A 25,216-nucleotide genomic window follows, 5' to 3' on the forward strand; every position below is an offset into this window, starting at 1 on the left:
TTGCTTTGATCTTCCGATCAAAGACCCTACACATTTGATTCGTCGAAACTTTATTCAGTTTTCAAAGGTCTACCATGCTGACTGATAACTCAGAAAGCATTTGTTATATTACAACGTTATCAAGAATTTGTCAACAACTTTTTTGAAGAAGTCAATTAAAACTGACAACTTTTAAAATATATCATATTGATATCTCATCGTCAACATCAAATTTGATATATTTTTCGTTGAAACAACAAGCTGTCGTAACAACGCTTATATACTATAAAGAACCAAGCATTAAAAGTCAACACTCTTTTCTTGATAGCCAAACTACAAATCTGCAATACCACGAACTTTATGCAAAATGCATCATATATTATCCATAAATTGTGAACTTTTTCAGCTCATACTACTTAATCATTCCTCTTTTCAAACTAAATACCTAACAATAAAAAAATAAAGAAAAGTCAAAAAATGACTTTTCTTTATTTTAGTTATTCGTCTTTGGCCGCATCGTTGGGAAAAGTAAAACATCCCGGATAGACTTGGCATCCGTCATCAACATTACTAACCGATCAATTCCAACACCGAGTCCCCCTGTTGGTGGCATCCCATATTCGAGCGCTTCTACAAAGTCTTCATCAATTGGTTGGTATTCATCATTACCTTCAGCATGTTCCTTTGCTTCCGCTTCAAAACGCTGCAGCTGATCAATTGGATCATTTAATTCTGTAAAGGCATTTGCGTATTCATTCCCTAAAATGTACAGCTCAAACCGATCCGTAAATCGTGGATCTTCACGGTTCAAATGTGCTAATGGTGAAATTTCCTTTGGATGGCCATAGATAAAGATCGGTTGTTCTAGCTGATCCTGCACCTTATCTTCAAAGAAGGCGTTGATAATATGACCAACTTTCCACCAATCTTCATACTGAACTCCATTTTCATCAGCCAGTTTACGAGCTTCTTCAACAGTCATTTCAGGCCAGAAGTCTACCCCAGTGAACTTCTTAATGGCATCGACCATGTGCATCCGCTCAAATGGTTTGCTGAAATCAAGTTCTGTCCCTTGATAATTAACCTTAAGATCATCACTAACTACTTTGGCAGCGGTCTTAAAGATTCCTTCGGTTTCCTGCATAACATCATTAAAATCGAAGTAAGCAGCATAGGTTTCCATCGTGTCAAATTCTGGATTATGGTGCGGATCCATTCCTTCATTTCGGAAAATCCGGCCGAGTTCGTAAACCCGTTCCATGCCACCAACAATCAAACGCTTTAGGCGTAATTCAGTAGCAATTCGCATATACATATCAATGTCAAGGGCATTATGGTGCGTAATAAACGGCCGTGCCTCGGCACCTGATGCCACGTTTTCCAAAATTGGTGTTTCAACTTCCGTAAAATCGTTACTATCCATATAGTTCCGGATTGCCTTAATGATCTTAGTCCGGGTCTGGAAGCGTTCAAAGCTGTCACGGTTGGTAATTAAATCCAAGTACCGCTGACGATATACTAATTCAGGGTCTTGCAAACCATGGTACTTATCTGGGAGCGGACGCAGAGCCTTCGTCAAGAAAGTCATTTTACGTGCACGAATCGTTAATTCACCCATCCGGGTCTTAATTACATCACCAGTGATTCCCCAGAAGTCACCAATATCTGAATCTTTAAACAGCTGATACGTTTCTTCACCAACAACATCTTGACGAACATAAAATTGAATCTTGCCGCCACGATCTAGCAAGTCAGCAAAACTAGCCTTCCCACTACCCCGCTTGGCAATCATTCGACCAGCAATTGTCACTTCGTTTTGTTGTTGAGCTAATAATTCTTCACTATCATTACCGTACTTTGCCCGAATTTCTGTTGAAATATCGTGATCCGGTGCAAAACGGTGCCCAAATGGGTCAATCCCTTGCTCACGCAATGCGTCCATCTTTTGCCGACGGACAAGCATTTGATCATTTAACTTTTCTTCCTTTGCCATCAATAATCCTCCTCTTACTGTGTGGTTTGCTTCTTAGCAAGTCGTTCTTCGTATTGATCCAAAAAACGGTCAAAAATTTCATCGGCCTCGGCCTGTTTAGTCGCCGACATTAACGCAACCTTAGTCCGTGCAGACCGTGGAATTCCTTTGAGATAGTAGGCCGCCTGACCGCGAAATTCACGGATTCCAACATACTCACCCTTTAAATTGCAAAGCGCTGCTAAGTGTTCCTTAGCGGTCTGGATCTTTTGTTGAGGAGTCGCTTCTGGTAGTAACTCCCCAGTTTCCAAATAATGTTCTGTCCGGGTCAACATCCATGGGTTACCCATTGCTGCCCGACCAATCATCACAGCATCAGCACCCACTTCATCTAACATCCGTTTGGCGTCTTCTGGAGTTTTGACATCCCCATTACCCATAAACGGAATTGTTAATTGTCCGGCCACTTCTTTTAGGATATCCCAATCAGCATGTCCTGTATACATTTGTTTTCTGGTTCGACCATGCATTGCGATTGCCGAAGCACCTGCTCGTTCTGCTGCCAGTGCATTCTCAACCGCAAAAATGTGTTTATCATCCCAGCCAGTCCGCATTTTAACGGTCACCGGTTTTTGAACAGCATCCACGACATAAGAAACCATCTCGTACACCTTGTTGGGATCAAGTAACCACCGTGCTCCAGCATCAGTATTCACAACTTTATTGACCGGGCACCCCATATTGATATCAATCACATCGGCAGCCGTGTGTTGATCAATAAACTTAGCCCCTTCAACTAAAGTCTCCTTGGTGCCACCAAAAATCTGGATTCCCATCGGATGTTCATGCGGATCCACTGTCGTCATCGACAAGGTCTTTTTATTATGATACATAATCCCGCGATCAGAAATCATCTCGCAAACTACGTAACCAGCACCAAATTTTTTACAAATTACCCGAAAGGCCTTATTTGTGACCCCCGCCATCGGTGCCACAACGACTTGATTGGGAATTTTAACGTCCCCAATGTGCCATTCCATGAGCTTTCCTCCTTCTCTACAAAAATCACAATCACTATTGTATCACAGCAATGCAAACTATTTTTGTGCAGCAATCATTGCCTTTAATTCATCTTCTGTAAATTCATACTTTTTGCCACAGAATTGGCAGACCGCTTGCGCGCCATGATCCTTCGTAATCATCTCTTGTAAATCGGCCTTTTTCACACTGGCCAAGGCCTTAGCAAAACGTTCCTTTGAGCAATTACATTGGTACTTCACCGGTATTTTATCTAAAATCTTTAATTCCTTCCCAGCAAAGATACGCTTTAAAATATCTTCCGGTGTATCACCATCCCGAAGCATTTCTGACACAAGTGGTAAGTCTTTGATTGATTTTTCCAATTCTTCAATCTGTTCATCTTTCGCTCCCGGCAATACTTGAACCATAAATCCACCAGCAACCCCAATCTGATCATCCTTTTCAACAAACACGGATAACCCAACTGCGGACGGAATTTGTTCTGACTGTGCGAGATAGTAAGTAAAATCATCACCTAACTCACCAGAAACTAGGTCAACCTCTCCAGTATATGGCGTTTTATCACCTGGATTCATTTTGGTAACTGCTAACGTTCCCTGATGACCGACTGCTCCAGCCACATCAATCTTTCCCTTACTATTCAGCGGTAAATTTACGTGAGGGTTGTGAACATAGCCCTTAACCGTTCCATTGGCTGTCCCGTCTGCCACAATAAAGCCAACTGGACCATTGCCTTGAATTTTAACAGTTAAACCTGCATCACCTTGTAAACCAGATGTTGACAATAATAATGTTCCAATCAACGTCCGGCCAAGCGCTGCCGAAGCGGCACTCCAAGTACCGTGAATTTTTTGGGCCTCCGCTACCAAGTGCGTCGCGTTGACCGCATAAGCACGAAACATGCCATTTTCTGCCACTGCTTTTACTAAATAATCTTCCGTCATCTTTAACTCCTCCAGTTAAAATATCTGCACCTATTTTATCATTAAATGACTACTAAAAAAGGAATTGTGCTTGCTTGGCACAATTCCTTCAATTTAATTAATCATTAATCATCATCTGTAGAATGATGGTCGGTAGTTTTATCTTCACCATTAGTTGATGAATTGTCATAACTACTCTTTGGAGCAACCGTCTCATCAGAACTGTCTGGTAGTTCATCCGCTTTTTCTTGATCACTCTTTGCGTTTTCTCGACGCTCTAATTCACGCTTTGATTCCTCAAAAGTTGCTGCCCGCTGTTCATCTTCCGCAGCTTCAACATCCTTTTCTGGCATCTTCCCGTCCTTGTAAAGGCTGAGAATTTGCTTTTCATCAAGCGTTTCATACTTCAGCAATGCTTCCGCAATCAGCTTATGTTGATCACGATGCGTTTCAATAATATGCAATGCCCGTTGATGACCTTCAGTTAAGATCCGCCGAACTTCTTCATCAACTAAGGCCGCGGTCTTTTCTGAATATGGCGACTGATCATAACCTTGACCAGTAAAGACTTGACCAGAGCTCTGTAGTTCGACTGGCCCAATCTTGTCACTCATTCCGTATTGGGTGACCATAGAACGAGCGATCTGGGTTGCTTGTTCAAAGTCATTTGAAGCCCCAGATGATTGGGAGTTGAAAATCAATTCTTCGGCAGCACGACCACCCATCAGACCAGCAATTTGTTCCTCAGCATTCTTCTTACTCATTAGCATCTGGTCTTCCTTTGGCAGCATGATGGCATAACCACCAGCTCGTCCACGAGGAACAATCGTTACCTTATGAACGACTCGTGCATCGTTCAGAACTAACCCAACAATGGTGTGCCCAGCTTCGTGGTATGCCACTGTCTTGCGTTCTTGTGGTGAAACTACTCGATCTCGCTTAGCTGGACCTGCAATTACCCGGTCTTCAGCCTCATCAACATCAGATGCATCAATTTCGGTCTTATTCCGGCGGGCCGCTAACAACGCTGCCTCGTTTAACAGGTTAGCTAAATCTGCCCCGACAAAACCTGGCGTTTGTTTAGCAATTTCCTTCAAATCGACATCTGGTGCCAACGGCTTATTCTTGGCATGAACCCGTAAAATAGCTTCCCGGCCCTTAACGTCTGGTCGACCAACCAGAATTTTCCGGTCAAACCGGCCAGGACGCAGCAAGGCTGGATCAAGGACGTCGGAACGGTTCGTAGCAGCCATAACAATGACTCCTTCATCGCCTTGAAAACCATCCATTTCAACCAACAGTTGGTTCAAGGTTTGTTCCCGTTCATCATGGCCACCACCCATGCCGTTACCACGGCGGCGACCCACGGCATCAATTTCATCAATGAAAATGATCGATGGTGCATTCTTTTTGGCTTGATCAAAAAGATCCCGGACACGACTAGCACCGACCCCGACAAACATTTCAACGAAGTCCGAACCAGAAATTGAATAGAATGGTACACCCGCTTCACCAGCAACGGCTTTGGCTAGCAAAGTCTTACCAGTACCTGGAGGTCCTTCCAGCAAGACCCCAGATGGAATCTTGGCACCTAATTTCATAAACTTCTTCGGGTCTTTCAAGAATTCAACAACTTCGACCAGTTCTTGTTTTTCTTCTTCTTCACCGGCCACATCTGAGAAGCGCACCTTGTTATCTTTGGAGTTAGATGGTTTGGCCTTGGTTTTACCAAAATTCATCACTCCACGGCCGCCGCCTTGCCCTGCTTGACCCATCATCATATAGAAGAAGAGGATCATAATTACAATTGGTAAGGCCGTGACTAACAAGTTAACCCAAATACTATTGGACTCTTCTGGATGCGTAGTGATCTTAACGTTATTTTTATCCGCATACTTTTGTAATTGGTTAACCGTCACGTCACTTTGCAAAACAGAACTTTGGAAATTGGTCGTGGTGCTTGAGTGTTGGTTCATTAAGGAAAAACCAGCTTGATTGTCGCTAGACATCTTTTGCGGCTTTCGATAAGTCCCCGTAACTTTGTAAACACCACCATTTGGTTGAACTTGGAAACTCTTAACCTGATTCTTACGTAACGCAGTCACAAACTGAGTCTGGGAAACGTTTTTGCTTTGGCCGCCATTATTATTGCCGCCAAAGAAAAAGTAAACAATTCCCATGATGCACAGGAAGATAACTGCATAGAAGAGCACGTTATGAGTAAATCCGTTATTTTTACGATTGTTGTTCATAACAACCTCCTATTCCTAGCAGTGTTGGTGCTTATTGATTACAGTGCATTCATAATAGCATATTTGACCATCACTGACCAATATTTTAATCATGTTTTTTTTGGTACACACTGGGCTTTAAAACCCCAATATATGGTAGGTTACGATACAACCCTTGATAATCTAGTCCGTAACCTACTAAAAATTCGTTCGGTACATCAAAACCAACGTAATCAGCTTGAACATCAACGACCCGACCAGCCGGCTTGTCAAAAATGGAACAAATCTTGATGCTGTTAGCACCGCGGTCTTTGAGTAAATCAATCAGAAACTTGAGGGTACGGCCAGTATCCACAATATCCTCGCAGATAATCACATCTTTTCCTTTGATGTCATTTTTTAGGTCGTGCAATAACTTTACTGAACCCGTCGAAGAAGTCCCTCCTTGATAGCTGGAAACATCTACAAAATCAATGTGGGCATACAAATCAAGACGCTTGTAAAGATCCATCGTAAACATAATTGCCCCGGTTAAGACCGCAACCACAACTATATCCCGCTTACCAGCATAATCATGATTCAATTCTTTGGCAAGCTCACTGACCCGCTGGTCAATTTGGTGTTGGTCATAAATGACGCGTTCAATATCGTTATTCATCGTTCTCTCCCGTATCTATTTTTGACAAAAATATCTCTTTTCATACCGTTGGTCACGAACTTGCTGCCGATCCAGCCAGGCCGTTTTGTGACCAATTAACCAAAGCACTTGATCAAGCCGATCAACAACCACTAACTGTTGCTGTCGCTGGTCAAGTGGTACTTTTTGGTTAATTAGAACCCGGCGGATTGCTTGATGATGACCCGACTTAAGCCGAATCCGATCCGTCGCCTGCCACGGTCTGGCCCTTAACGGCAGCTGATCGCTAGCTAGCCATACCTCAGCAATTGTGTGCGCTTGTGGGTGACTAAAAATCCCCCATTGCTCACCAGCAGGCCCCGTGTACCAATGGTCAAATTTTACCATAAAACCACTAACTTTTTGCTTTTTTGTGGGTAAATTCTGAACCTTTTTTAGTTCTGCCCGCTGATAGTTCTTAATTAACTGTAAATCACTACTAATCATCATTGTTGAAGATGGCGACTGTTGATTACACAAAAAATGGTCAATTTGGTGACTGCGCTGCTCTTGTAGATCAAACATTCCTTGATCATTAATCCAGCGATATAGTAGCCAACGCCGAATCAGCGGCTCTTGTTGTTGGTAACTGGCGATATCTAGTTGACCATTGTGAACTAGCTTAGTTATAAGCGATGTGACGATGGCATCCTTCATCGTTAATAATTCCGTTAACTGGTCATGAAACTTAAGCAGGTGTTCCACCATCCGCGGATTTTCTTGCTCCCATTCAGGAAGATAGTGATGGCGAACCCGATTTCTCAGCGTCATGTTTTCATGATTTGTTGCATCTTCATACCACTTCAATTGATGTGCACGAGCATACTCAATTAATGATTTTTTGGTAACTCGCAGAAACGGCCGCAACAATTGTCCATTTGCAAACGGCCGGGCCTCACGAATCCCGACAGTAGCGGTAACATCTCCAGTTCGCAATAGCTTCATCAGCATCGTTTCCGCAAGGTCATTTTCATGATGGGCAGTCAGTAAATAAGCTGCCTTCGTTTCGTGCATTACCTGGGCGAAAAAACGGTACCGCTCCTGACGTGCCGCATTTTCAATACCATGCTGCGGATGTTTTTCCCACTGGTCAACATAAAGTCGAACTCCCATTTGTTGACATCGCTGCCGCAAAAACTGTTCTTCCTGCTGACTTTGCGCTCGCAAATGGTGATTGACATGAGCCACCACCACCTGATTGGCTGGTAATAGTGCGTTAAGCACTTGGAGTAAAGTCATTGAATCAACACCGGTAGAAACGGCAACCACCAGCGGTTGCTTCAACGAAAAAAAACGGTACCGCTCTAGGCACCGTTTTACTGTCAAATAAAGTTGATCAGTCATTAGCTCCGCCGACCACCACCGCCGCCACGCTTGCCATCAGTTTGCCGTTTTAACGTTGACAGTCGTGATTCACTCTCTTTCATGTAGCTTGCTAGCATATCGTCAAAGTGACTCTTTTCATGGCGTCCGCCAAAGCCACCTTGGGCTCCGTGGTGACTTCGTTGAAAATGTCCTGATCGTTGGGTACCACGCTCATGAACTCCGTGATGTTCATTTGCTGATCGATGTTCATGATGGTCATGCCGCTCATGATGATGGTCACTCTTTTGTTCTTCTGCTGCTTTAATTGATAAGGCAATCTTGCCATCATCCGCCACTTTAATCACTTTGACCGTGACCTCATCCCCCACTGAGAGGACATCATGAATATCCTTGACGTAATGATTTGATACCTGACTGATGTGAACTAATCCGGTCTGGTGATCAGCTAAATCAATAAATGCCCCAAAGTTAGTAATGCCTGATACCTTACCAGTAACCTTAGCTCCTTCTTCAATTGCCATGAACTAGCAATCCTCCTACTTCTAATAAAATTTTAATCTACCCGAGTATAGCATACCCAATGGTTAAATTAATAGTCTCTACCGCCATTAAACAATGAACGGGGCTGGAAATCTCCCGCCCCGTTCATTATTGCTACTTGACGAAATTATAAATTGTTTCGCCGTCCTTCGCATAATTATACTTTTCACGAACCAATTCCTGCAGATAGCTTGGATTATGCATTTTTTTGACTTGTTTTTTCAGCTTAGTATTGGTGGCCTTTTTATTCGTGAGGGTCACATTGGCTTTCGCAATGTTGTGATTAACCTTCCCCAATTCCCGTTTGGTTCCAATAATTTGGATTGCCAAGATCAGGAATAAAACGATAAAAATTCCCAAAATAACCTTTGCCCGACGCATATGAACCCGATAACGATAGGCCTGTTCACTGCTTTGCTCCAGCTCGCGTTGCCGAGTAAAGGGAGTATTTAATTTTGTAATGTTATTTTTAAACTGGTTTTTCATTACATAATCCCCGCTTTGCTTATCAGTAATAAAGTATACCAATCAAGCCAACAAAATGTCTACAACTTTTATAATAAATCGTAGCAGAAAAGTCCCTAAATTACTAGTAAATCTCTAATAATTTTACTAAGCTTTTGAACTTCAATTTAGCGGACGTTAAATTTGGTCATCAAAATTTTCCGCATAACTAACGTCTAAAATTTCATACATATTTTCGGCTTCTGCCTTTTTAGTTGTTTCAAGGATTTGGTTAACCTTGACCTGTTCCGTTTTATTGCCAAACTTAATCGTTAGTACATCACCAGCGCGAACATCCGTTGATGATTTAGCCACTTTATCATTAATCAAAATCCGTCCTTGATCGGCAATTTTTTTAGCAATGGTTCGTCGCTTAATAATTCGTGAAACTTTTAAAAATCGATCTAAACGCATGTATTTTTCCTCATTTCTTTATATCTTGCTTATCCTGAGCATCCTGCACAAGATCCGCTAAATACTCAACTAGTTTTAAAAGTTGTTGCAGCCAATCCTGCTGGGTCATCTTCGGCTGAATGATTAACCGCACAGTAATTGCACCATCATCAGTAGTCCCTAAAGTAGACTTAAAACGGGTTTGGGCAACTCCTTGGATAATATCGGCCGCCTTCACATACTGGCTGGCTTGATGATCAAACGTCAGGTGGATATCGTCCCCCTTTTGTTTAATCTTCGTCAGCATGGCCTGATCAGCATTCATCTTTAATTCACCAATCAATAACAGGTTTGCAACGGGCTGACCATATTCCCCAAAGCGATCAATCAAATCTCCTTGCAGGTCTAACAATTCATCCTTGCTTTGCGCCTTGCGGATCTGCTTATATAATTCGATCTTTTGTCGCTGATCACTCACATAATCACTTGGCAAGTATGCTTCGACTGCCACATCAATTTCTGTATTGGTAGTTTTGGGCCGCTGATGTCCCTGTTTCTTAGCAACGGCGTCCGCTAACATATCCGAATATAAATCATACCCTACAGAATCAATAAAACCATGCTGTTGTTTACCTAACAGATTACCAGCACCCCGAATTGCCAAATCGCGCATGGCAATCTTAAATCCGCTCCCCAATTCTGTAAAATCGCGAATAGCTGCCAGTCGTTTCTCTCCGGGCTCCGTCAAAACTTTGTTTGGTTGATACATAAAGTATGCGTAGGCCACCCGGTTGCTGCGCCCAATTCGTCCCCGAATTTGGTAAAGCTGGGCTAACCCCATGCGGTCAGCATTTTCAACAAATAACGTGTTGACGTTTGGAATATCCACCCCAGTTTCAATAATGGAAGTGGTAACTAACACATCATACTCACCACGAATAAAGTCATACAAAACGCCTTCCAGTTGAGCCTCACTCATTTGACCATGAATATCGGCCACCCGTGCTTCAGGAACCAGTGTTTTAATTTCGTTAACAACGTGCTCAATATCATTAACTAGATTATGTAAGTAATAAACTTGACCGCCACGCTTCATTTCACGAAGAATGCCATCACGGATTGCTGACCAGTTTTGCTCTAAAACGTAGGTTTGAATTGGAAAGCGGCCCACTGGCGGCGTTTCTAAAACCGATAAATCTCGGACACCGAGCATCGACATGTGCAGAGTCCGTGGAATTGGCGTCGCCGTTAGCGTTAAAACATCAACGTTAGATTTCAACTGTTTTAGCTTTTCCTTATGTTTAACCCCAAAGCGTTGCTCCTCATCAATGATTAACAGACCGAGGTCTTTGAAATGAACATCCTTCGACAGTAAGCGGTGGGTTCCAACAACCACGTCAATGGAACCATCCGCCAAACCTTTTTCGATGGTCTTCATTTGCTTGGGCGTCCGGAAACGTGACATCATTTCGATCTTCACTGGGAAGCCCTCAAACCGTTCCCGCATCGTATCGTAGTGTTGCTGAGCCAAAATCGTGGTAGGAACTAGAAAGGCAACCTGTTTACCACCAGCGACTGCCTTAAAAACAGCTCGGAGTGCTACTTCAGTTTTCCCATAACCGACGTTCCCAACCAGCAAGCGATCCATCGGCTTTGGTTTTTCCATGTCAGCCTTAACTTCATTGATACTTCGCAGTTGGTCCTTAGTTTCAGAATACGGAAATTCATGATCAAATTTTTCTTGTAAATAATCATCTTTGGGATAAGCAAAGCCCTTGGCCGTCTTTCGTTGGGCATATAAATCCACTAAGTCCCCTGCAATATTTTCAACTTTTTGTGCGACCCGACGTTTGGTTTTGGCCCATTCATTGCCGCCTAGTTTATTGATGTGCGGTTTCGTTGATTCGGAAGAAACGTATTTTTGCACCAGATTTAATTGCGTCACAGGAACAAAAATTTGGGCATGGTCACGATAGTCAATTACGATGTAATCCTGATGAACCCCATCGACCGTCATCGTTTTAATGCCCGCAAAAATTCCAATTCCATGATTGACATGCACAACGTAGTCACCGGGCTTCAAGTCAGTATAATTTTTAATCCGTTCCGCATTCGCCAGCTTTTGTGCCCGGGGACGCCGCTTTTTAACCTGCTTGAACATTTCCGCTTCAGTAATGACCACTAATTGGGCCGCCGGCATTTCAAACCCATGGTTAAGATTAGCGGCCACCAACTGAATTTTATGTAGCTGGAGATCTGCAAAATCAGTCTCCAGTGCAGCCACTTGAAAATCCTGCAGGGTCTGGGCAACCTGACGCCGTCGTTCATCACTCTTTGTCATGATGACTACCGTCTCACCCTGCTCTTTATAACGTTGTAATTCGGTTTTTAACAACTCCATCTGACCGAAGAATTGCTGCATGGAACGGGTGGTCAATTCGACAATCTGCTTAAAGCGAAGTGCTCCCATTCCCTTTTTGAAGAGGGCAAGAAACAATGCCGCCTGCTGCGAATATGTAATCACTTCGCCAGCATCATTCCCGATTTGGCCACCATTTTGTCGTTGATGATAACTCATTCGTTCCTGCAACCATTGTTGTTCATCCGTTTTCAAGTCTCGATCAGTTTCTTTAATTCGTGAAAAATCATCTACGATTAAAGTCCCATCCGCAGGCAGGTAATCTAACAAATTAGCCGGCTGTGGATAAACCATATCTGCATACGTTAATAATCCATTCTCTAAATTACCGGCTTTTAAACTCTCGAGCAGGGGCCGAAAATGGTTCTCAATTTGGCGAGCATCCTGTTCATCACTGGCCTGATCGTGCAACGTTTCGTATTCTGTGGTTAATTGCTGCTGTAATTTTGTCAACCGTTGTTGATCGACAATCAAATCTGTGGCTGGCAACACCGTTACTGCTTGAACATTCTCGATGCTGCGTTGACTGTTCGCTTCAAAATACCGCAATGAATCAACTTCAGTGTCGAATAAATCAATCCGGACCGGGTACTTGGTATTCAGCGCGTAAATATCAATGATCGAGCCCCGAACTGCAAAGTCACCCGGTGCCATTACCATCTTTTGGCGTTGATAACCCATCATCATCAATTTTTGCGCTGTTTGTTGTGGATCAATTTCCGCACCAATTTTGATCTCCAACTGAGCATCACTAAAGACTTCGGGTGCCACCAACGGCCGGCGCAAACCACCGGTTGCCGTCACAATCACTGCTGACTGTCCATTCAGCAAAGCGTTCATTGCCTGAACCCGTTGCAGTCGAAAGTCAGGAGAACTTGTGGCAATCTCCATCGCTAGTGACTCTTCAACCGGAAACTGGTAAACCGCCGTCTCTGGTAATAAATTTTCTAGGTCAGCGGCGAGCGACTGCATGTGAAATAAACTATCGCACACTACCACTTGAGGTGTCGTACTGTTTTGCTGAATGGTGGCTAACAAAGCCGTCTTGGCAGAACCACCAACCCCCGTCACTAATTGTCGACCACCATCTTGCAATCCAGCTTGAATCTTTTTAAATTGGGGTGTGCTAGCGACAAATTCTTCAAGTTGCAAATAGCTCCCTCCTTTTTAATTCATTAATTATAATCGTTCATTAGTTCTGCAAAGTTTTCCCCATGTACCCAATCTTCGAGGGCATGTTCAGCCGTAATCACAGCTTCATCAAATTGAGGTCGTTCATCCTTACTAAATTTTCCTAACACATGGCTTACCACGGTCCCATGAGCTGGATGATCAATGCCTAACTTGACTCGATTAAACTTGTCCGTGCCAATGTAGTGAATAATACTTTTGAGCCCATTATGGCCACCAGACTTTCCGTGCGTTTTCAAACGGACCTTGCCCACTGGCGTATCCAAGTCGTCATTCACAACCACCATGTCCTCCAGGGGAATATCGTAGTAATCCATCAATGGTTTAACAGCTCGCCCGGAATCATTCATAAAGGTCGTTGGCTTGACCAGCATGACTTTTTGACCGTCAATCATTCCAGAAACAACAACGGCTTCAATATTTTTGGCATGTTTAAAGGCGCCTAAATGATAATCACGCGCCAGTTGTTCCACAACCATAAATCCGGTGTTATGACGAGTTTCATCATAACGGGTCCCCACATTACCAAGCCCAACAATCATTTTCATTTTAAAATCTCCTTTGAACTACAAAAAGGCCGCGCCAGAGCATTCCGCCCTTTGCCCAGCTTTATTATTACCATTATACCCTAGCATCACCGAATGCAAAATTCCTGATTTGTTTTCTCATGATTTTTTAATTTTATGGTATGATGATGGTAGTTATTATACAAAAATGGAGATTGAATGATGATCTTTAATTCACTGATTAAACCAAAGGATGAGTTAACTACCCTGACCGAAGATGTGACACTTGAAGAAGCCTTAAAAGTCTTGGAAGACTCTGGTTACCGCTGTGTTCCAGTGCTTGATCCTTCCAAAAAAATGTTTCGGGGTAACATTTACAAAATGCATATCTACCGCCATAAATCCCGCGGTGGGGATATGTCATTACCGGTAACTTCCTTATTAAAAAATTCAACGAAGTTTATCTCGATTAATGCCGACTTTTACAACGTCTTCTTTACCATCCGTGATTTGCCATACATTACTGTTTTAGATAGTCACAATAATTTCTATGGTATTCTTACCCATAACAGTCTGTTAAAACTGTTGGCCGAAGCTTGGAATGTCAACAATGGTCGTTACGTTCTCAATGTCCACCTCTCCGATGAACGGGGTGAACTGGCCCAAACCACCAAAGAGATTACTCGCTTCTGCCAAATCGCCAACGTCATTTCGTTAGACCCAGATGATCAAGATGGCAAGCAGGTGTTATTCACTCTCCCAGCCGATGTGGATCGCGATCGAGTCACCAAAATCGTGAAACGTTTGCAAAAGAAGGGCTTTACCGTTACTGAAGTCGAAGATCTACATCATAGTAATGTTTAAAATAAAGCGCGAAGTTGTAATAATGCAGCAACTTCGCGCTTTGTTTTAATTTTCTTTTTTAAGATGGTGTTGCCACCCCAACGGAACCACGATTACCAAAGAAACGATAATTAAGACCACTGCCGCCCAAATGATGTTCCGGTAGCCTTGATAAAGGATTCCCCGCATCATCGGCAACAGACTTTTCGGTAAATTCACGGCTGTTTTGGCATTTGATAACTGATTCAGCATCCGTAAAGTAATTCCATGGTGTTGTTGAACCCCTAAGAATAGTTCATGATTTAAAATTACTCCATAAACGGCTGACATCAAAGTCTGACTTAAAATCCGCAGTAAATAACCAAGGGAAGTAGCAATCGGGACATCTCGTAGTTCCGCATCTGTTTGGACATTAATTTGGAGAATATTAAACACCAATCCGACGCCGAAACCTTCGAATGCTCCCATTACCAACAGCAACCAGAACGGAGAAGCCTGACCGCCAATCATAATACCAAGGTACGCAATGAAAATTGCACCAGCACCACAGGTAACAATCCAATATTTGCCCCACCGATCTTGCAAGAATGGTACTAATTCAGAACCAATAAAATTAGTAATCGCTCCGGGAATTTGTGTCATTCCCCCTAATAGGGCACTCAAGCCTAAAATTCCTTGAGCCCACATTGGAATATAGGTAATGAAAGCAATGAATGATCCCCAAATGATCACGAATAGTAAAAAATCAATGACCAATTCACGATTTTTAAAGAGCCGGCTTGGAATGATTGGATCAGGAGCAATCGTATCGACCCGGACCATCCAAATTAAGAGGGCGATTCCGGCAATTATCAAGGCTGCAACCAGGAGTGGTGAAGCCGAGCCAAGTAACTGCACTGCTACTAAAATCATCACTAAACTAACTACCAATAGTGAAGCGCCTAAATAATCAACCGGCTTCCCCGCCGCCTGCTTTGAAACATTTTTATAAAATAGACTAACAATCGTAATGGCCAATAACGCAATTGGCACGTTGACATAGAACACCCAGTGCCAGCTCAACGCATCGACAATCCAACCTCCTAATAATGGGCCGATGATTGAGGCCGTCCCAAAACAGGCACTAGCAATCCCTAATACCTGCGCTCGTTGACTGAGATCCTCATACAATTCCGCAAAAACGATAAATGGAATGGTGTTCATTCCACCAGCACCAATCCCCATCACTGTTCGGGCAATAATGAACCACAGAATGTTCGGCGCTAGGGCTTGAAAAACCGCTCCTACCAAAAATAATGAAGTTGCGGCAATGTACGCCTGTTTATTTCCTTTGTGTTCTCCAAATTTACTCCATAGGGGCGTCGCCACCGCCATTCCCAACAGGAAGGTGGCAATGATCCAACCCATGTATTGCAAGCCATGCAAATCACTAGTAATCGCCGGCAGTGCCGTATTGACAATCGTTCCGTCCATCCCTGCCATGATATTCGACAGTAGTAGTGCGCCGGTAACAATCGTCCGCCGTTGATGTTGTTCCAAAAAGATTCCTCCTTCAAAACGGTCTCTAGCTTTCGCCCATGACGAACACTAGAGACCGTTAATTGTATTATTTAATTTAAACTGAGACTAACTCGCAGTGCTCGATTAACTGCCTGCATTGTTGCCTGATTTAATTGACCAATCTGGTCAGCTAAGCGCTGCTTATCGATTGTTCGAATTTGCTCAAGCAGGATTTGCGAATCACGTTTAATTCCCTTCACATTTTGTTTGATTGGAACGTGAGTTGGCAACCGATGCTTTTGCATTTGGGCCGTGATCGGAGCAACAATCACCGTCGGGCTATGCAGATTTCCAACATCGTTTTGTACAATCACCACGGGCCGAAAACCACCCTGCTCCGACCCAATCACTGGTGAAAGCCGAGCATAATAAATTGCTCCCCGTTGGATCTGCTGCCCCAAAATCGTCACTCCTCTTCTTGGCAATCCACATACTTGCGGGCAAGTCGGTCGCCAAAGCCCGTCAGTACTTCATAATTAATGGTACCGAGCTGATCAGCCAAATCAGTTGCCGTAATTTCTTGGTCACCAGACCTCCCCAGCAAAATTGCTTCTGTTCCTACCGGCATCTGATGTGGTAAACGAATCATCATCTGATCCATACAGATTCGTCCTAAAATATCGCAAACCTGACCATCAACAAGGACATGATATCCAGTTAAACCACGACGGTAGCCATCCGCGTAACCGACTGGTAAAGTAGCCACCCACTCATCCTGTTGGGCAGTATAGGTCGCTCCATAACTGACCGATTCGCCCTGATGCAACTTCTTCACGAACGTAGCGTGGGTAACCAGCGATGTTACTGGCTGTAACTTAAACGATGGTTGGAGTTCACGACCAGACGGATTACAACCGTACAGGGAAATCCCCATGCGTACGGTGTTGCTCTCAATATCCTGTTGATGCCACAGTCCTGTGGCGGAATTAGCCATGTGTACATACCGTGGCCGGTGATCAACTACCGCTAAAAACTGCTTCCACTTGGTTAACTGACGCTCAAAATATGTTTCATCCGCACTATCAGCTGTTGCAAAGTGTGTAAAAATACCTTCAAATTCAAATTCTGGCGCTTGAACCAGTTGCAGTGCCTGCTTAAATTCAGCCACATCTTGGAACCCAATTCTCCCCATTCCGGTATCCAAACCCAGGTGAACTTTCAATGGTTGGTGAACATGATTCGTTTGTGCCACCTTTTGGTATTCCTTTAGCCAGTCCACAGAACCAACCGTTAAGGAAATTCCGTTCTCGGCTGCTAATGGTGCGTACTGCACTGGCGTGATCCCTAATACCAAGATGGTCTCTTGCAAACCAGCGTTCCGCAGTGTAAAGCCTTCGTCCAATAGCGCAACACAAAAACCAGCGACTCCTTCTTCAGAAAGAACGTGGGCAACTTGTGTCATTCCGTTACCATACGCATCAGCCTTTACGACCCCAAAAATATGACTGCCTGCTGGCAATGCTGCTTTTTGAGCACGAATATTATGGCGCAATGCACCAAGGTCAACTACCACATTTGTATTTCGTAAACGAGCGCTATTCATCGTTTGTCGTCTCCTTTTCTAAAACTACCTCTGTCATTACTAGTTTACCAGTATGGCTCACCGATGCCAAAGATTGTCCGCAAAAAGGCGACTTGGTAATGATTGGCCGTCCCGCTACATTATCAATAATTTCAATATCTTGAAAACCTACCTGAGCACCAATTCCCGTGCCAAAGGCTTTCGCAAAGGATTCCTTGAGTGACCACCGGCCACTTAGGTACTCCCACTTCCGCTGACCACGAAATTGGGCCATTTGTTGTTGCTCGTCGGGTGTTAAGACCCGTTCAACAAATTGAGGTTGCTTAGTTACCACTCGCTTGACGCGTTCAATTTCCGTAAGGTCGATGCCGATTCCATACAACACCACAATCACCTAATTTCAATTAGTCCTTTTTACGCCGCATACTAAATTTATGACCATTTGACCGTCGCTTTCCATAATGACGACGCTCTCCAGAATTACGGTGACCCCGGTAATGATGATTATTCCGGCTGTTGCGTCCCCGTGATTGGTGATGACGGTGTCGTCTTGGCAGTGGTCGCTCTGGTGTAATCTTAACTGGCACCTTACTTGCATCATCGGTGGTCAGATCATTCAAAAGTGCCGCCACTAAGTCAACTGCATCATGGGTCGCCAACAATTTTTCTGCTGATTGCCGATACTTATCTGTTGCTTCATCCTTAATCAAGTCATCAATATCATTGACTGCACTGGCAACTTGACCCCGAAAGGCTTCTTCTTCGGTTGGTGGTTTCAGTGGCAACATCCGGACCCGAGTAAGTTTTTCAATTTCGTGTAAGTAATCCATTTCATTGGGGGTGACAAAGGTCAATGACACACCATGGTGTCCGGCCCGGCCGGTTCGCCCAATTCGGTGAACGTAACTGTCAGGGTCGGATGGAATATCGTAGTTATAAACATGGGTAACGCCTGAAATATCGAGCCCCCGTGCAGCCACATCAGTTGCCACGAGAATATCCAAATCACCATTTTTAAACTTTTTCATGATTTTTGAACGCCGATCCTGTGTCAAATCACCATGAATTCCGGCCGCATTATAACCACGAGCCACTAATCCCCTGGATAATTCATCAACCCGCCGCTTCGTCCGACCAAACACGATCGTCAAATCCGGATCTTGGACATCAATCAACCGCGTCATAATATCAAACTTCTCGTAGTCCTTAGCTCGCACATAATATTGATCGACTAAATCAGTTGTTAACTCCTTGGCCTTAATCTTTACAGTCTGTGGGTCCCGCATAAATTGGACCCCAATCCGCTTAATTTCTGGTGGCATGGTTGCTGAGAAGAGCAGTGTTTGGCGCTTTTCTGGGGTTTCCTTAATGATTGCTTCAATGTCATCCAAGAAGCCCATGTTAAGCATTTCATCTGCTTCATCCAAAACCAACGTTTGAATATGCTCTAGATTAACAGTTCCCCGACTAATATGATCACGGAGTCGGCCGGGCGTCCCCACTAAAATTTGCGGATGCTTCTTCAATGAGTTAATCTGCCGCCGAATATCTGCACCACCATAAACAACTTGTACCTTAACGTGCTTATCGTGGCCCAATCGGTACAGTTCCTCTTGAGTTTGAATTGCTAATTCCCGGGTTGGCGAGATCACAATCGCTTGGATGGCAGGATTATCTAAATCAACATGTTCAATAATCGGCAGGCCAAACGCCGCCGTCTTCCCCGTCCCAGTCTGGGCTTGGCCAATCACGTCTTGCCCCTTTAAAACCATCGGAATTGTTTGGGCTTGAATTGGGGTAGCTTCTTCGTAACCGCTTTGCTTCACTGCCCGCAACAAACTCTTCGATAAACCTAATTCTCCAAATTTCAAAAAATTCACCTCATCATTAATTTCTGCTGAAAACACCACTACTTCATTGGCGTTGATATCTGGCCAATAGTAGTGGTGCCAAACATTATTTTGCTTTGAGTGCGTTTAAAACATTTTCTAGGTGGATACCATGACTTCCCTTCAGAAGCACAATATCATCCGCCTGAATTGTCTTTTGTAAATCATTAATCAACTGGTCTTGATCATCACTGGCATAGTGTTTGAGATCAGCGTCTGGATACCCATCAGCTAACAACTGATCTTTTAACGCAGTCATTTTATTACCAATCAAAAAGACCTTTTGGAAATGCTGGTGGTTAATCTCCGTTGCCAAACCAGCGTGCAATTTAGCTGAGGCATCCCCCAGTTCTAACATATCGCCGAGCACAATCAACCGTCGCCCGGTTTCCGGAAGTTCATTTAACGTCTCCAAGACTTCTTTAACTGCCGTTGGATTAGAGTTATAAACATCCGAAAGGATCTTTTCACCCTGTTGACCAGTCAGCCATTCAGCGCGATTTTCCGTTAACTCAACATTGGCTAACCCAATCTTGAGGTGGCTTGGCGTCACATGCAATAAGTGACCCACCATCATCGCGGCCATTGCATTATTCACATTGTATTCACCAATCATTGGGATTGTGAATTCTTCATCTGGCCAAAGGTTAACTTTGAAGTGCAAATCATGGTCCGACTGTTCAACGCTAGTGGCATAAATGTCATTATCAAGTTGCCGACCAAATGTCTTCTGCCCTTGTTTAAGGTCCTTCGCCCGTTCACGCAACAGCGGTTCATCGCCATTGTAGACAAAGGTACCATCTTCACGTAGCCCATGAGTAATCTCCATCTTAGCATCCGCGATCCGGTCTCGGCTGCCGAAGAATTCGATATGCGCCTCACCAATCATTGTCAATACAGCAATGTCTGGAGTAACGAGCTTGCTCAATTCATCCAGCTCACCAAAATGACTCATCCCCATTTCAACCACAACGGCTTCCGTATTGGACTCCATATTCAATAACGTCACGGGCACACCGATCGCATTATTAAAGTTGGCGTAGGTCTTGGTAACGTTCATTTGCGTACTCAAGATTGAAGCAATCATATCTTTCGTCGTCGTCTTACCATTGCTGCCACTCACAGCTACGACTAACGGATTAATCTTGTGGAGATAGTACTTACCCAATTGTTGCAATGCAGCCAAAGGATCATCCACCACAATCCGTGGATAACCATCATCTTCATAAGAATGATCAGCTGCCCATAACGTGGCGCTTGCCCCATTCTGAAAGGCTGTTGCTACAAACTCATGACCATCGCGGGCCCCTTGTAGCGGAACAAATAAATCACCGTTTTTAAGTTTCCGACTGTCAAAAGCGACGCCAGAAACCTCAATTTCAGACCATTGCTCAATATCATTTTGTGCATCAACCGCCCGGGCGATTTCTGCGATGTTCATTTTCATGAGTAATCCTCTTCTTCTTTCATCCAGTTAATGATCAAGTTAAAATTATAGCACTGATCGCCCCCACGGGACAATATAAAAAGCTAACCATTTCTGGTTAGCTCAATCCTACATTCGTTGGAGACGGGCGATCCGGTCATCTAACGGCGGGTGGGTATCAAAGAGGTGGCTAAACCACCGCTTTTTACCGTTTCGTTCCGGATCACTAATGTACAATGCCGAAGAATTAGGATCCGCATTCTTCATCGGTACCGCATATTTTAGCTTACTCAGTGCCGAGATCATTCCGTGCGGATTTCTGGTTAATTCAACCGCACCGGCATCGGCCAAGTATTCGCGATTTCGAGATAACGCCATTTGGGCAATTGAAGCTGCCAACGGCGCCAAAATAATTAGTAAAATCGAACCAAAAATTGCGATTACGCCGCCACCATCACGATCATCGTCCCGACTGCTTCCGCCAAACCACCAAATATGACTGACAAATCCAGTCAGTGCCCCAATTGCCGACGCCAATGCCAACGCAATCGTTTGAAGCCGAATATCGTAGTTACGAACATGCGACATTTCATGTCCGATCACTCCTTCTAACTCCTCTCGATTCATCAACTGTAAAAGTCCAGTCGTTGCGGCCACCGCTGCGTGTTCAGGATTATTACCCGTCGCAAAGGCATTCGGACTCGGATCATCAATGATGTAAACCCGCGGCATGGGAACCTGCGCGACCATTGCCATATCTTCAACGACGTGCCATAATTCTGGCGCTTCATTGGCAGAGTGAAGCTCATGGGCATGGTTCATCCGCATCACAACATCCGTTGACTGCCCGACCATCACTGAAATATAGATTAAAGCAATGACCAGAGCGATAATAATTCCGCCAACCGCACTCCCGGCAAAAAGGTAACCAACAGCTGCGCCGACCAGCGCTACTAGGGCAGTAAACCCTGCCATCACCACAACCGTCATTCGATTATTTCGTGCAATTTGTTGATATAACATCAGTCATCACCAACTCACTAATTTAAATCACTAAAATCCACTTTCGGGTTGGTCTTGGCTTCCTCAGGCACTTGTAAGTAGTCAAGCTTAGTAAAGTGATGAATTCCGGCCACAATATTGGCAGGGAATGTTTGAATCCGAGCATCAAAAGCCGCCACCGTTGAATTATATAGTTGTCGGGAATACGCAATTTTATTTTCCGTATTACTTAATTCTTCCATCAACTTACTAAATTCGATGCTGGCCTTCAGATCAGGATAATTTTCAGCCACTGCGTAAAGAGAATTCAGTGCTCCAGTCAGCTTATCGGAAACTGCCATTTTCTCTTGATGAGCATCTGCCGGTAATTCGCTAATTTGCTGCCGTAAAGCTGTAACCTTTTCCAGAGTTTTTGCTTCGTAATTACTGTAGCCCTTCACCGTTTGAACTAAATTTGGGATCAAATCATTTCGCCGTTGCAATTGCACATCGATTTGACTCCATGATTCCTGCGCATTGGTCCGCATCTTGACTAAACCATTGTAAATACTAATGTAGGCCACAACGATTACCGCAAGCACCACGATAATAATAATTGTCGTCATATCATCAATCTCCTTCATATTTTTATATAATAATACCAGTGATTTGAATCAAGGAAAAGTTAAGTCTTTACTAAGAAAAGTGGCTTTTTAACTACCAATTCCGTATGATTAAGAAAAAAGCGAGGTATTCAAAATGAAAGTTTTATTTGTTTGTTTAGGTAACATTTGTCGATCCCCGCTTGCCGAAGCAATGTTTCGGCAAATGGTTAAAGAACATGGTTTGAGTGGTCAAATCACCATTGATTCAGCCGGAACCAGTAGTGAGGAAGAAGGCAACCACCCTTATCCTGGCATTCAGCAAATCATGACCAAGTATCATCTGGATGGTCATCAGCTGGTTTCCCGTCCCATCACGATGAATGACTTTGATCAATTCGACCTCATCATCGGGATGGACGATATGAACCTGCGCCACCTCCACGCCATCGCTCCCGCAGACGCACAAAGCAAAATTCATGGTATTTATGATCTAACCCCCGGTAAACAAGGTGCGGCCATTCCAGACCCATGGTATACCCACGAATTTCAAAAGACTTATGACGCTCTTCATGAAGCACTTCCGTACTGGCTTCAATACGTTACTGATCATCAATAGCTACTTAAAAAGCGATTCAGAGAATAGCAATAGCCATCTTTGAATCGCTTCTTTTTAATGATTTGTGTAGCCCTGGCTCAGACTCTTTTGAACTTTCGTTGGTGCTTGCTTGAACTTCATCGACTTGACAAAGGCTCCCCGAATCATTAGCCGACGCGAGCCAGTTTTATTACAAGTAATCAGCGTCACAATTTTTTCGGGCGTGTTGTCGACGACATCTACCCGCGTCGCGTCAATAAACTGCCGTTGAGTAATCCGATACTCGTAAACCTTCGTCATATCGGTCAGATAAATCTTTTGACCAACTTTAGCATCATAGTAGAGTGGCGAGAAGAGAATCCGGGATCCATGTGCCATATTATGACCAGCTAACGCATAGTTGCCTTCGCCCATCTGCTGATCGACGCGCATCGTCCCAGCAGCTAACGCTAAGGTGTTATTGTCCACTCCCTTACCAATTGGTACGGACATTTTGATTGCCGGAATTGAGATCACACCAATCACATTAATGGATTGACGGCGAGCCCGGGCGCGGGCAACAGATTGGAGATTCAAATCCTGCACATTACTAAAATCATACTTTGCTTTCTTCTGGTTGTTTTTTTGAACCGTTTGTTGAGTAATCCGCGGGTGGTACGTCCCCACTAAATAGTACTTAATTTGTTGATTAAAAATTAAGGCTAAACTGACGATGAACAGGACCACAATTGCTGTCCAGCGGAGCCATTCTTTCTTTTTCATCCCTTTTACCTACTTTTCGTTAGTGTTATCATAACAGAATTAGTATACATCATTTTACAGGAGAGTGATAATTTTGTCCGGACAACAACCAGTTTGGGTCCGTAATTTACGAGTACTTTCAATTGGGGTTTTCTTTGCTGGAATGGGATTTTCCGAAATTATGCCATTCCTTTCCCTTTACATCGCCACCCTTGGTAACTACTCTCACCAGCAATTAAATTTTTATTCTGGCGTAGTTTTTGCGGTCATGTATTGTGTATCGGCCATTGTTTCACCATATTGGGGAAAACTCGCTGATAAAAAAGGCCGAAAACCGATGATTTTGCGGGCATCATTAGGGATGGCCATTGTCATTGCTGCCATGGGACTGGTTACCAACGTTTGGCAATTAATCGGCTTACGCATGGCCCAGGGAGTCTTTGCAGGATTCGTAAGTAATTCCAACGCCTTAATTGCTACTGAAACACCTAAAAAGAAGTCCGGTCAGGCCCTTGGCACAATGGCGGCCGGCGTAACCGGTGGAAATTTGCTCGGGCCACTATTAGGTGGAACATTGGCCGAAATCTTCAGCTACCGAGTTACCTTTTTCATTACCGGAGCGATCCTTTTTATTATTTTTCTTGGCTGTCTTTTCTTCGTCCATGAGGAAGGTTTCCAACCAGTACAAGACAAAAAACTAGATAAAGCAACGGGGGTCATCCATGAGCTGCAATCACCACGAATTATCTTCGGATTGCTCATTACGACCATGATTATTCAAGCCGCTAACAACTCAATTAATCCGATTATTTCGCTCTTCATTAAAGAACTAATGCACGGTGGGAAAGGGGTTACTTTCGTCAGCGGTGTCATTGCGGCATTGCCAGGGGTGGCAACCATGGTGGCTGCCCCACTGCTCGGTCGCCTTGGAGACCAAATTGGGACGCAAAAGATTCTCATTTCCGGTTTTATTATCAGTATCCTGTGTTTTGTACCGAGCGCCTTTGTGCAAAACCCCTGGCAACTGGGGATTTTACGCTTCCTGATTGGTATTGCTGACGCTTCGCTTTTCCCGCAAGTCCAAACGTTACTGACTAAAAACTCACCAAGTATGTTAACGGGCCGAATTTTTAGTTGGAACCAAAGTTTTATGTATATCGGTAATATCATGGGTCCATTAATTGGTGGCTTTGTGGCGGGGCTTTACGATTACAGTGCGGTTTTCCTTTCTACCGCCTTCATTGTATTAATCAATATGATCCTCTTTATCTTCAACGTTTACCGGCCCTTAAAACTACAAGCTAAATAAAAAGATCTCGACAAAATGTCGAGATCTTTTTTGTTTGGTTATCG

23 protein-coding genes are annotated in these 25,216 nt (G+C 43.9%); 3 read left to right on the plus strand and 20 right to left on the minus strand.

Annotated features, from left to right (window positions below; translation table 11 throughout):
* Nucleotides 1–472: 472 nt before the first annotated feature.
* The 11 genes from lysS to pth all read right to left on the minus strand — a co-directional run bounded on the left by lysS (nt 473) and on the right by pth (nt 13,743).
* Nucleotides 473–1,972 carry a lysine--tRNA ligase gene (lysS, locus tag AC1EKL_RS07365; RefSeq protein ID WP_480189447.1) on the minus strand — a complete coding sequence of 500 codons (1,500 nt, stop codon included), beginning with the start codon at nt 1,970–1,972 and terminating at the stop codon, nt 473–475.
* Between the two features lie 14 nt (nt 1,973–1,986).
* Nucleotides 1,987–2,991: a tRNA dihydrouridine synthase DusB gene (gene dusB, locus AC1EKL_RS07370; protein WP_480190263.1), complete on the minus strand. Its 1,005-nt coding sequence runs from the start codon at nt 2,989–2,991 to the stop codon at nt 1,987–1,989.
* Nucleotides 2,992–3,048: 57 nt separating this feature from the next.
* A complete protein-coding gene (gene hslO, locus AC1EKL_RS07375; protein WP_480189449.1) occupies nt 3,049–3,936 on the minus strand; it encodes an Hsp33 family molecular chaperone HslO in 888 nt (295 codons plus the stop codon).
* A gap of 104 nt (nt 3,937–4,040) precedes the next feature.
* Entirely contained in the window at nt 4,041–6,167 is a 2,127-nt protein-coding gene (gene ftsH / locus AC1EKL_RS07380) for an ATP-dependent zinc metalloprotease FtsH (protein ID WP_480189450.1), read from the minus strand.
* Nucleotides 6,168–6,252: 85 nt separating this feature from the next.
* Nucleotides 6,253–6,804, minus strand: coding sequence for a hypoxanthine phosphoribosyltransferase (gene hpt, locus AC1EKL_RS07385; protein WP_480189451.1), 552 nt, complete (start codon nt 6,802–6,804; stop codon nt 6,253–6,255).
* Between the two features lie 15 nt (nt 6,805–6,819).
* Nucleotides 6,820–8,166 (minus strand): tRNA lysidine(34) synthetase TilS, encoded by a 1,347-nt coding sequence (gene tilS / locus AC1EKL_RS07390; protein WP_480189452.1) that lies wholly within the window; start codon nt 8,164–8,166, stop codon nt 6,820–6,822.
* Nucleotides 8,166–8,669, minus strand: a complete 504-nt coding sequence (locus tag AC1EKL_RS07395) for a S1 domain-containing RNA-binding protein (RefSeq protein ID WP_480189453.1) — start codon at nt 8,667–8,669, stop codon at nt 8,166–8,168. Before AC1EKL_RS07395 ends, tilS begins: the two co-directional genes overlap by 1 nt.
* 133 nt (nt 8,670–8,802) lie before the next feature.
* A complete protein-coding gene (locus AC1EKL_RS07400) occupies nt 8,803–9,174 on the minus strand; it encodes an FtsB family cell division protein (protein WP_480172860.1) in 372 nt (123 codons plus the stop codon).
* Between the two features lie 156 nt (nt 9,175–9,330).
* The gene (locus AC1EKL_RS07405; protein ID WP_006917345.1) at nt 9,331–9,606 is read right to left on the minus strand and encodes an RNA-binding S4 domain-containing protein; all 276 of its coding nucleotides are present in this window, start codon (nt 9,604–9,606) and stop codon (nt 9,331–9,333) included.
* A 10-nt stretch (nt 9,607–9,616) separates the two neighbouring features.
* Nucleotides 9,617–13,156, minus strand: a complete 3,540-nt coding sequence (mfd, locus tag AC1EKL_RS07410; RefSeq protein WP_480190264.1) for a transcription-repair coupling factor — start codon at nt 13,154–13,156, stop codon at nt 9,617–9,619.
* Nucleotides 13,157–13,179: 23 nt separating this feature from the next.
* On the minus strand, nt 13,180–13,743 hold the full coding sequence (gene pth, locus AC1EKL_RS07415) for an aminoacyl-tRNA hydrolase (RefSeq protein WP_480189455.1): 564 nt from the start codon (nt 13,741–13,743) through the stop codon (nt 13,180–13,182).
* Nucleotides 13,744–13,923: 180 nt separating this feature from the next.
* Between pth and cbpA the strand changes: the two genes are divergently transcribed.
* Nucleotides 13,924–14,565: a cyclic di-AMP binding protein CbpA gene (cbpA, locus tag AC1EKL_RS07420; protein ID WP_480189494.1), complete on the plus strand. Its 642-nt coding sequence runs from the start codon at nt 13,924–13,926 to the stop codon at nt 14,563–14,565.
* Nucleotides 14,566–14,610: 45 nt separating this feature from the next.
* Here cbpA and AC1EKL_RS07425 read toward each other — a convergent pair whose 3' ends face one another.
* The 8 genes from AC1EKL_RS07425 to AC1EKL_RS07460 all read right to left on the minus strand — a co-directional run bounded on the left by AC1EKL_RS07425 (nt 14,611) and on the right by AC1EKL_RS07460 (nt 22,548).
* Nucleotides 14,611–16,083, minus strand: a complete 1,473-nt coding sequence (locus AC1EKL_RS07425; protein ID WP_480189456.1) for an MFS transporter — start codon at nt 16,081–16,083, stop codon at nt 14,611–14,613.
* Between the two features lie 71 nt (nt 16,084–16,154).
* On the minus strand, nt 16,155–16,508 hold the full coding sequence (locus AC1EKL_RS07430) for a type II toxin-antitoxin system PemK/MazF family toxin (RefSeq protein WP_480189495.1): 354 nt from the start codon (nt 16,506–16,508) through the stop codon (nt 16,155–16,157).
* A 2-nt stretch (nt 16,509–16,510) separates the two neighbouring features.
* A complete protein-coding gene (gene alr, locus AC1EKL_RS07435) occupies nt 16,511–17,647 on the minus strand; it encodes an alanine racemase (RefSeq protein WP_480189457.1) in 1,137 nt (378 codons plus the stop codon).
* Entirely contained in the window at nt 17,640–18,011 is a 372-nt protein-coding gene (gene acpS / locus AC1EKL_RS07440) for a holo-ACP synthase (RefSeq protein ID WP_480189458.1), read from the minus strand. The genes alr and acpS overlap by 8 nt, the downstream gene beginning before the upstream one ends.
* A gap of 19 nt (nt 18,012–18,030) precedes the next feature.
* Nucleotides 18,031–19,497, minus strand: a complete 1,467-nt coding sequence (gene cshA / locus AC1EKL_RS07445; protein ID WP_480189459.1) for a degradosome RNA helicase CshA — start codon at nt 19,495–19,497, stop codon at nt 18,031–18,033.
* Between the two features lie 85 nt (nt 19,498–19,582).
* Nucleotides 19,583–20,962, minus strand: a complete 1,380-nt coding sequence (locus AC1EKL_RS07450; RefSeq protein ID WP_480189460.1) for a UDP-N-acetylmuramoyl-tripeptide--D-alanyl-D-alanine ligase — start codon at nt 20,960–20,962, stop codon at nt 19,583–19,585.
* 108 nt (nt 20,963–21,070) lie between these two features.
* A complete protein-coding gene (gene htpX / locus AC1EKL_RS07455; protein ID WP_480189461.1) occupies nt 21,071–21,964 on the minus strand; it encodes a zinc metalloprotease HtpX in 894 nt (297 codons plus the stop codon).
* A gap of 17 nt (nt 21,965–21,981) precedes the next feature.
* Nucleotides 21,982–22,548: a LemA family protein gene (locus AC1EKL_RS07460; RefSeq protein ID WP_480189462.1), complete on the minus strand. Its 567-nt coding sequence runs from the start codon at nt 22,546–22,548 to the stop codon at nt 21,982–21,984.
* 133 nt (nt 22,549–22,681) lie between these two features.
* On the opposite strand from AC1EKL_RS07460, the gene AC1EKL_RS07465 reads away from it, so the two are divergent.
* Complete coding sequence (locus tag AC1EKL_RS07465; RefSeq protein ID WP_480189463.1) at nt 22,682–23,143, plus strand: low molecular weight protein-tyrosine-phosphatase; 462 nt, start codon at nt 22,682–22,684, stop codon at nt 23,141–23,143.
* A 54-nt stretch (nt 23,144–23,197) separates the two neighbouring features.
* Here AC1EKL_RS07465 and AC1EKL_RS07470 read toward each other — a convergent pair whose 3' ends face one another.
* Nucleotides 23,198–23,884, minus strand: coding sequence for a class A sortase (locus AC1EKL_RS07470; RefSeq protein ID WP_480189464.1), 687 nt, complete (start codon nt 23,882–23,884; stop codon nt 23,198–23,200).
* Nucleotides 23,885–23,957: 73 nt separating this feature from the next.
* Here AC1EKL_RS07470 and AC1EKL_RS07475 point away from each other — a divergent pair, with 73 nt between their 5' ends.
* Nucleotides 23,958–25,172 carry an MFS transporter gene (locus tag AC1EKL_RS07475; RefSeq protein ID WP_480189465.1) on the plus strand — a complete coding sequence of 405 codons (1,215 nt, stop codon included), beginning with the start codon at nt 23,958–23,960 and terminating at the stop codon, nt 25,170–25,172.
* Nucleotides 25,173–25,216 lie beyond the last annotated feature (44 nt).

The organism is Limosilactobacillus sp. C0001E2 (assembly GCF_056590915.1).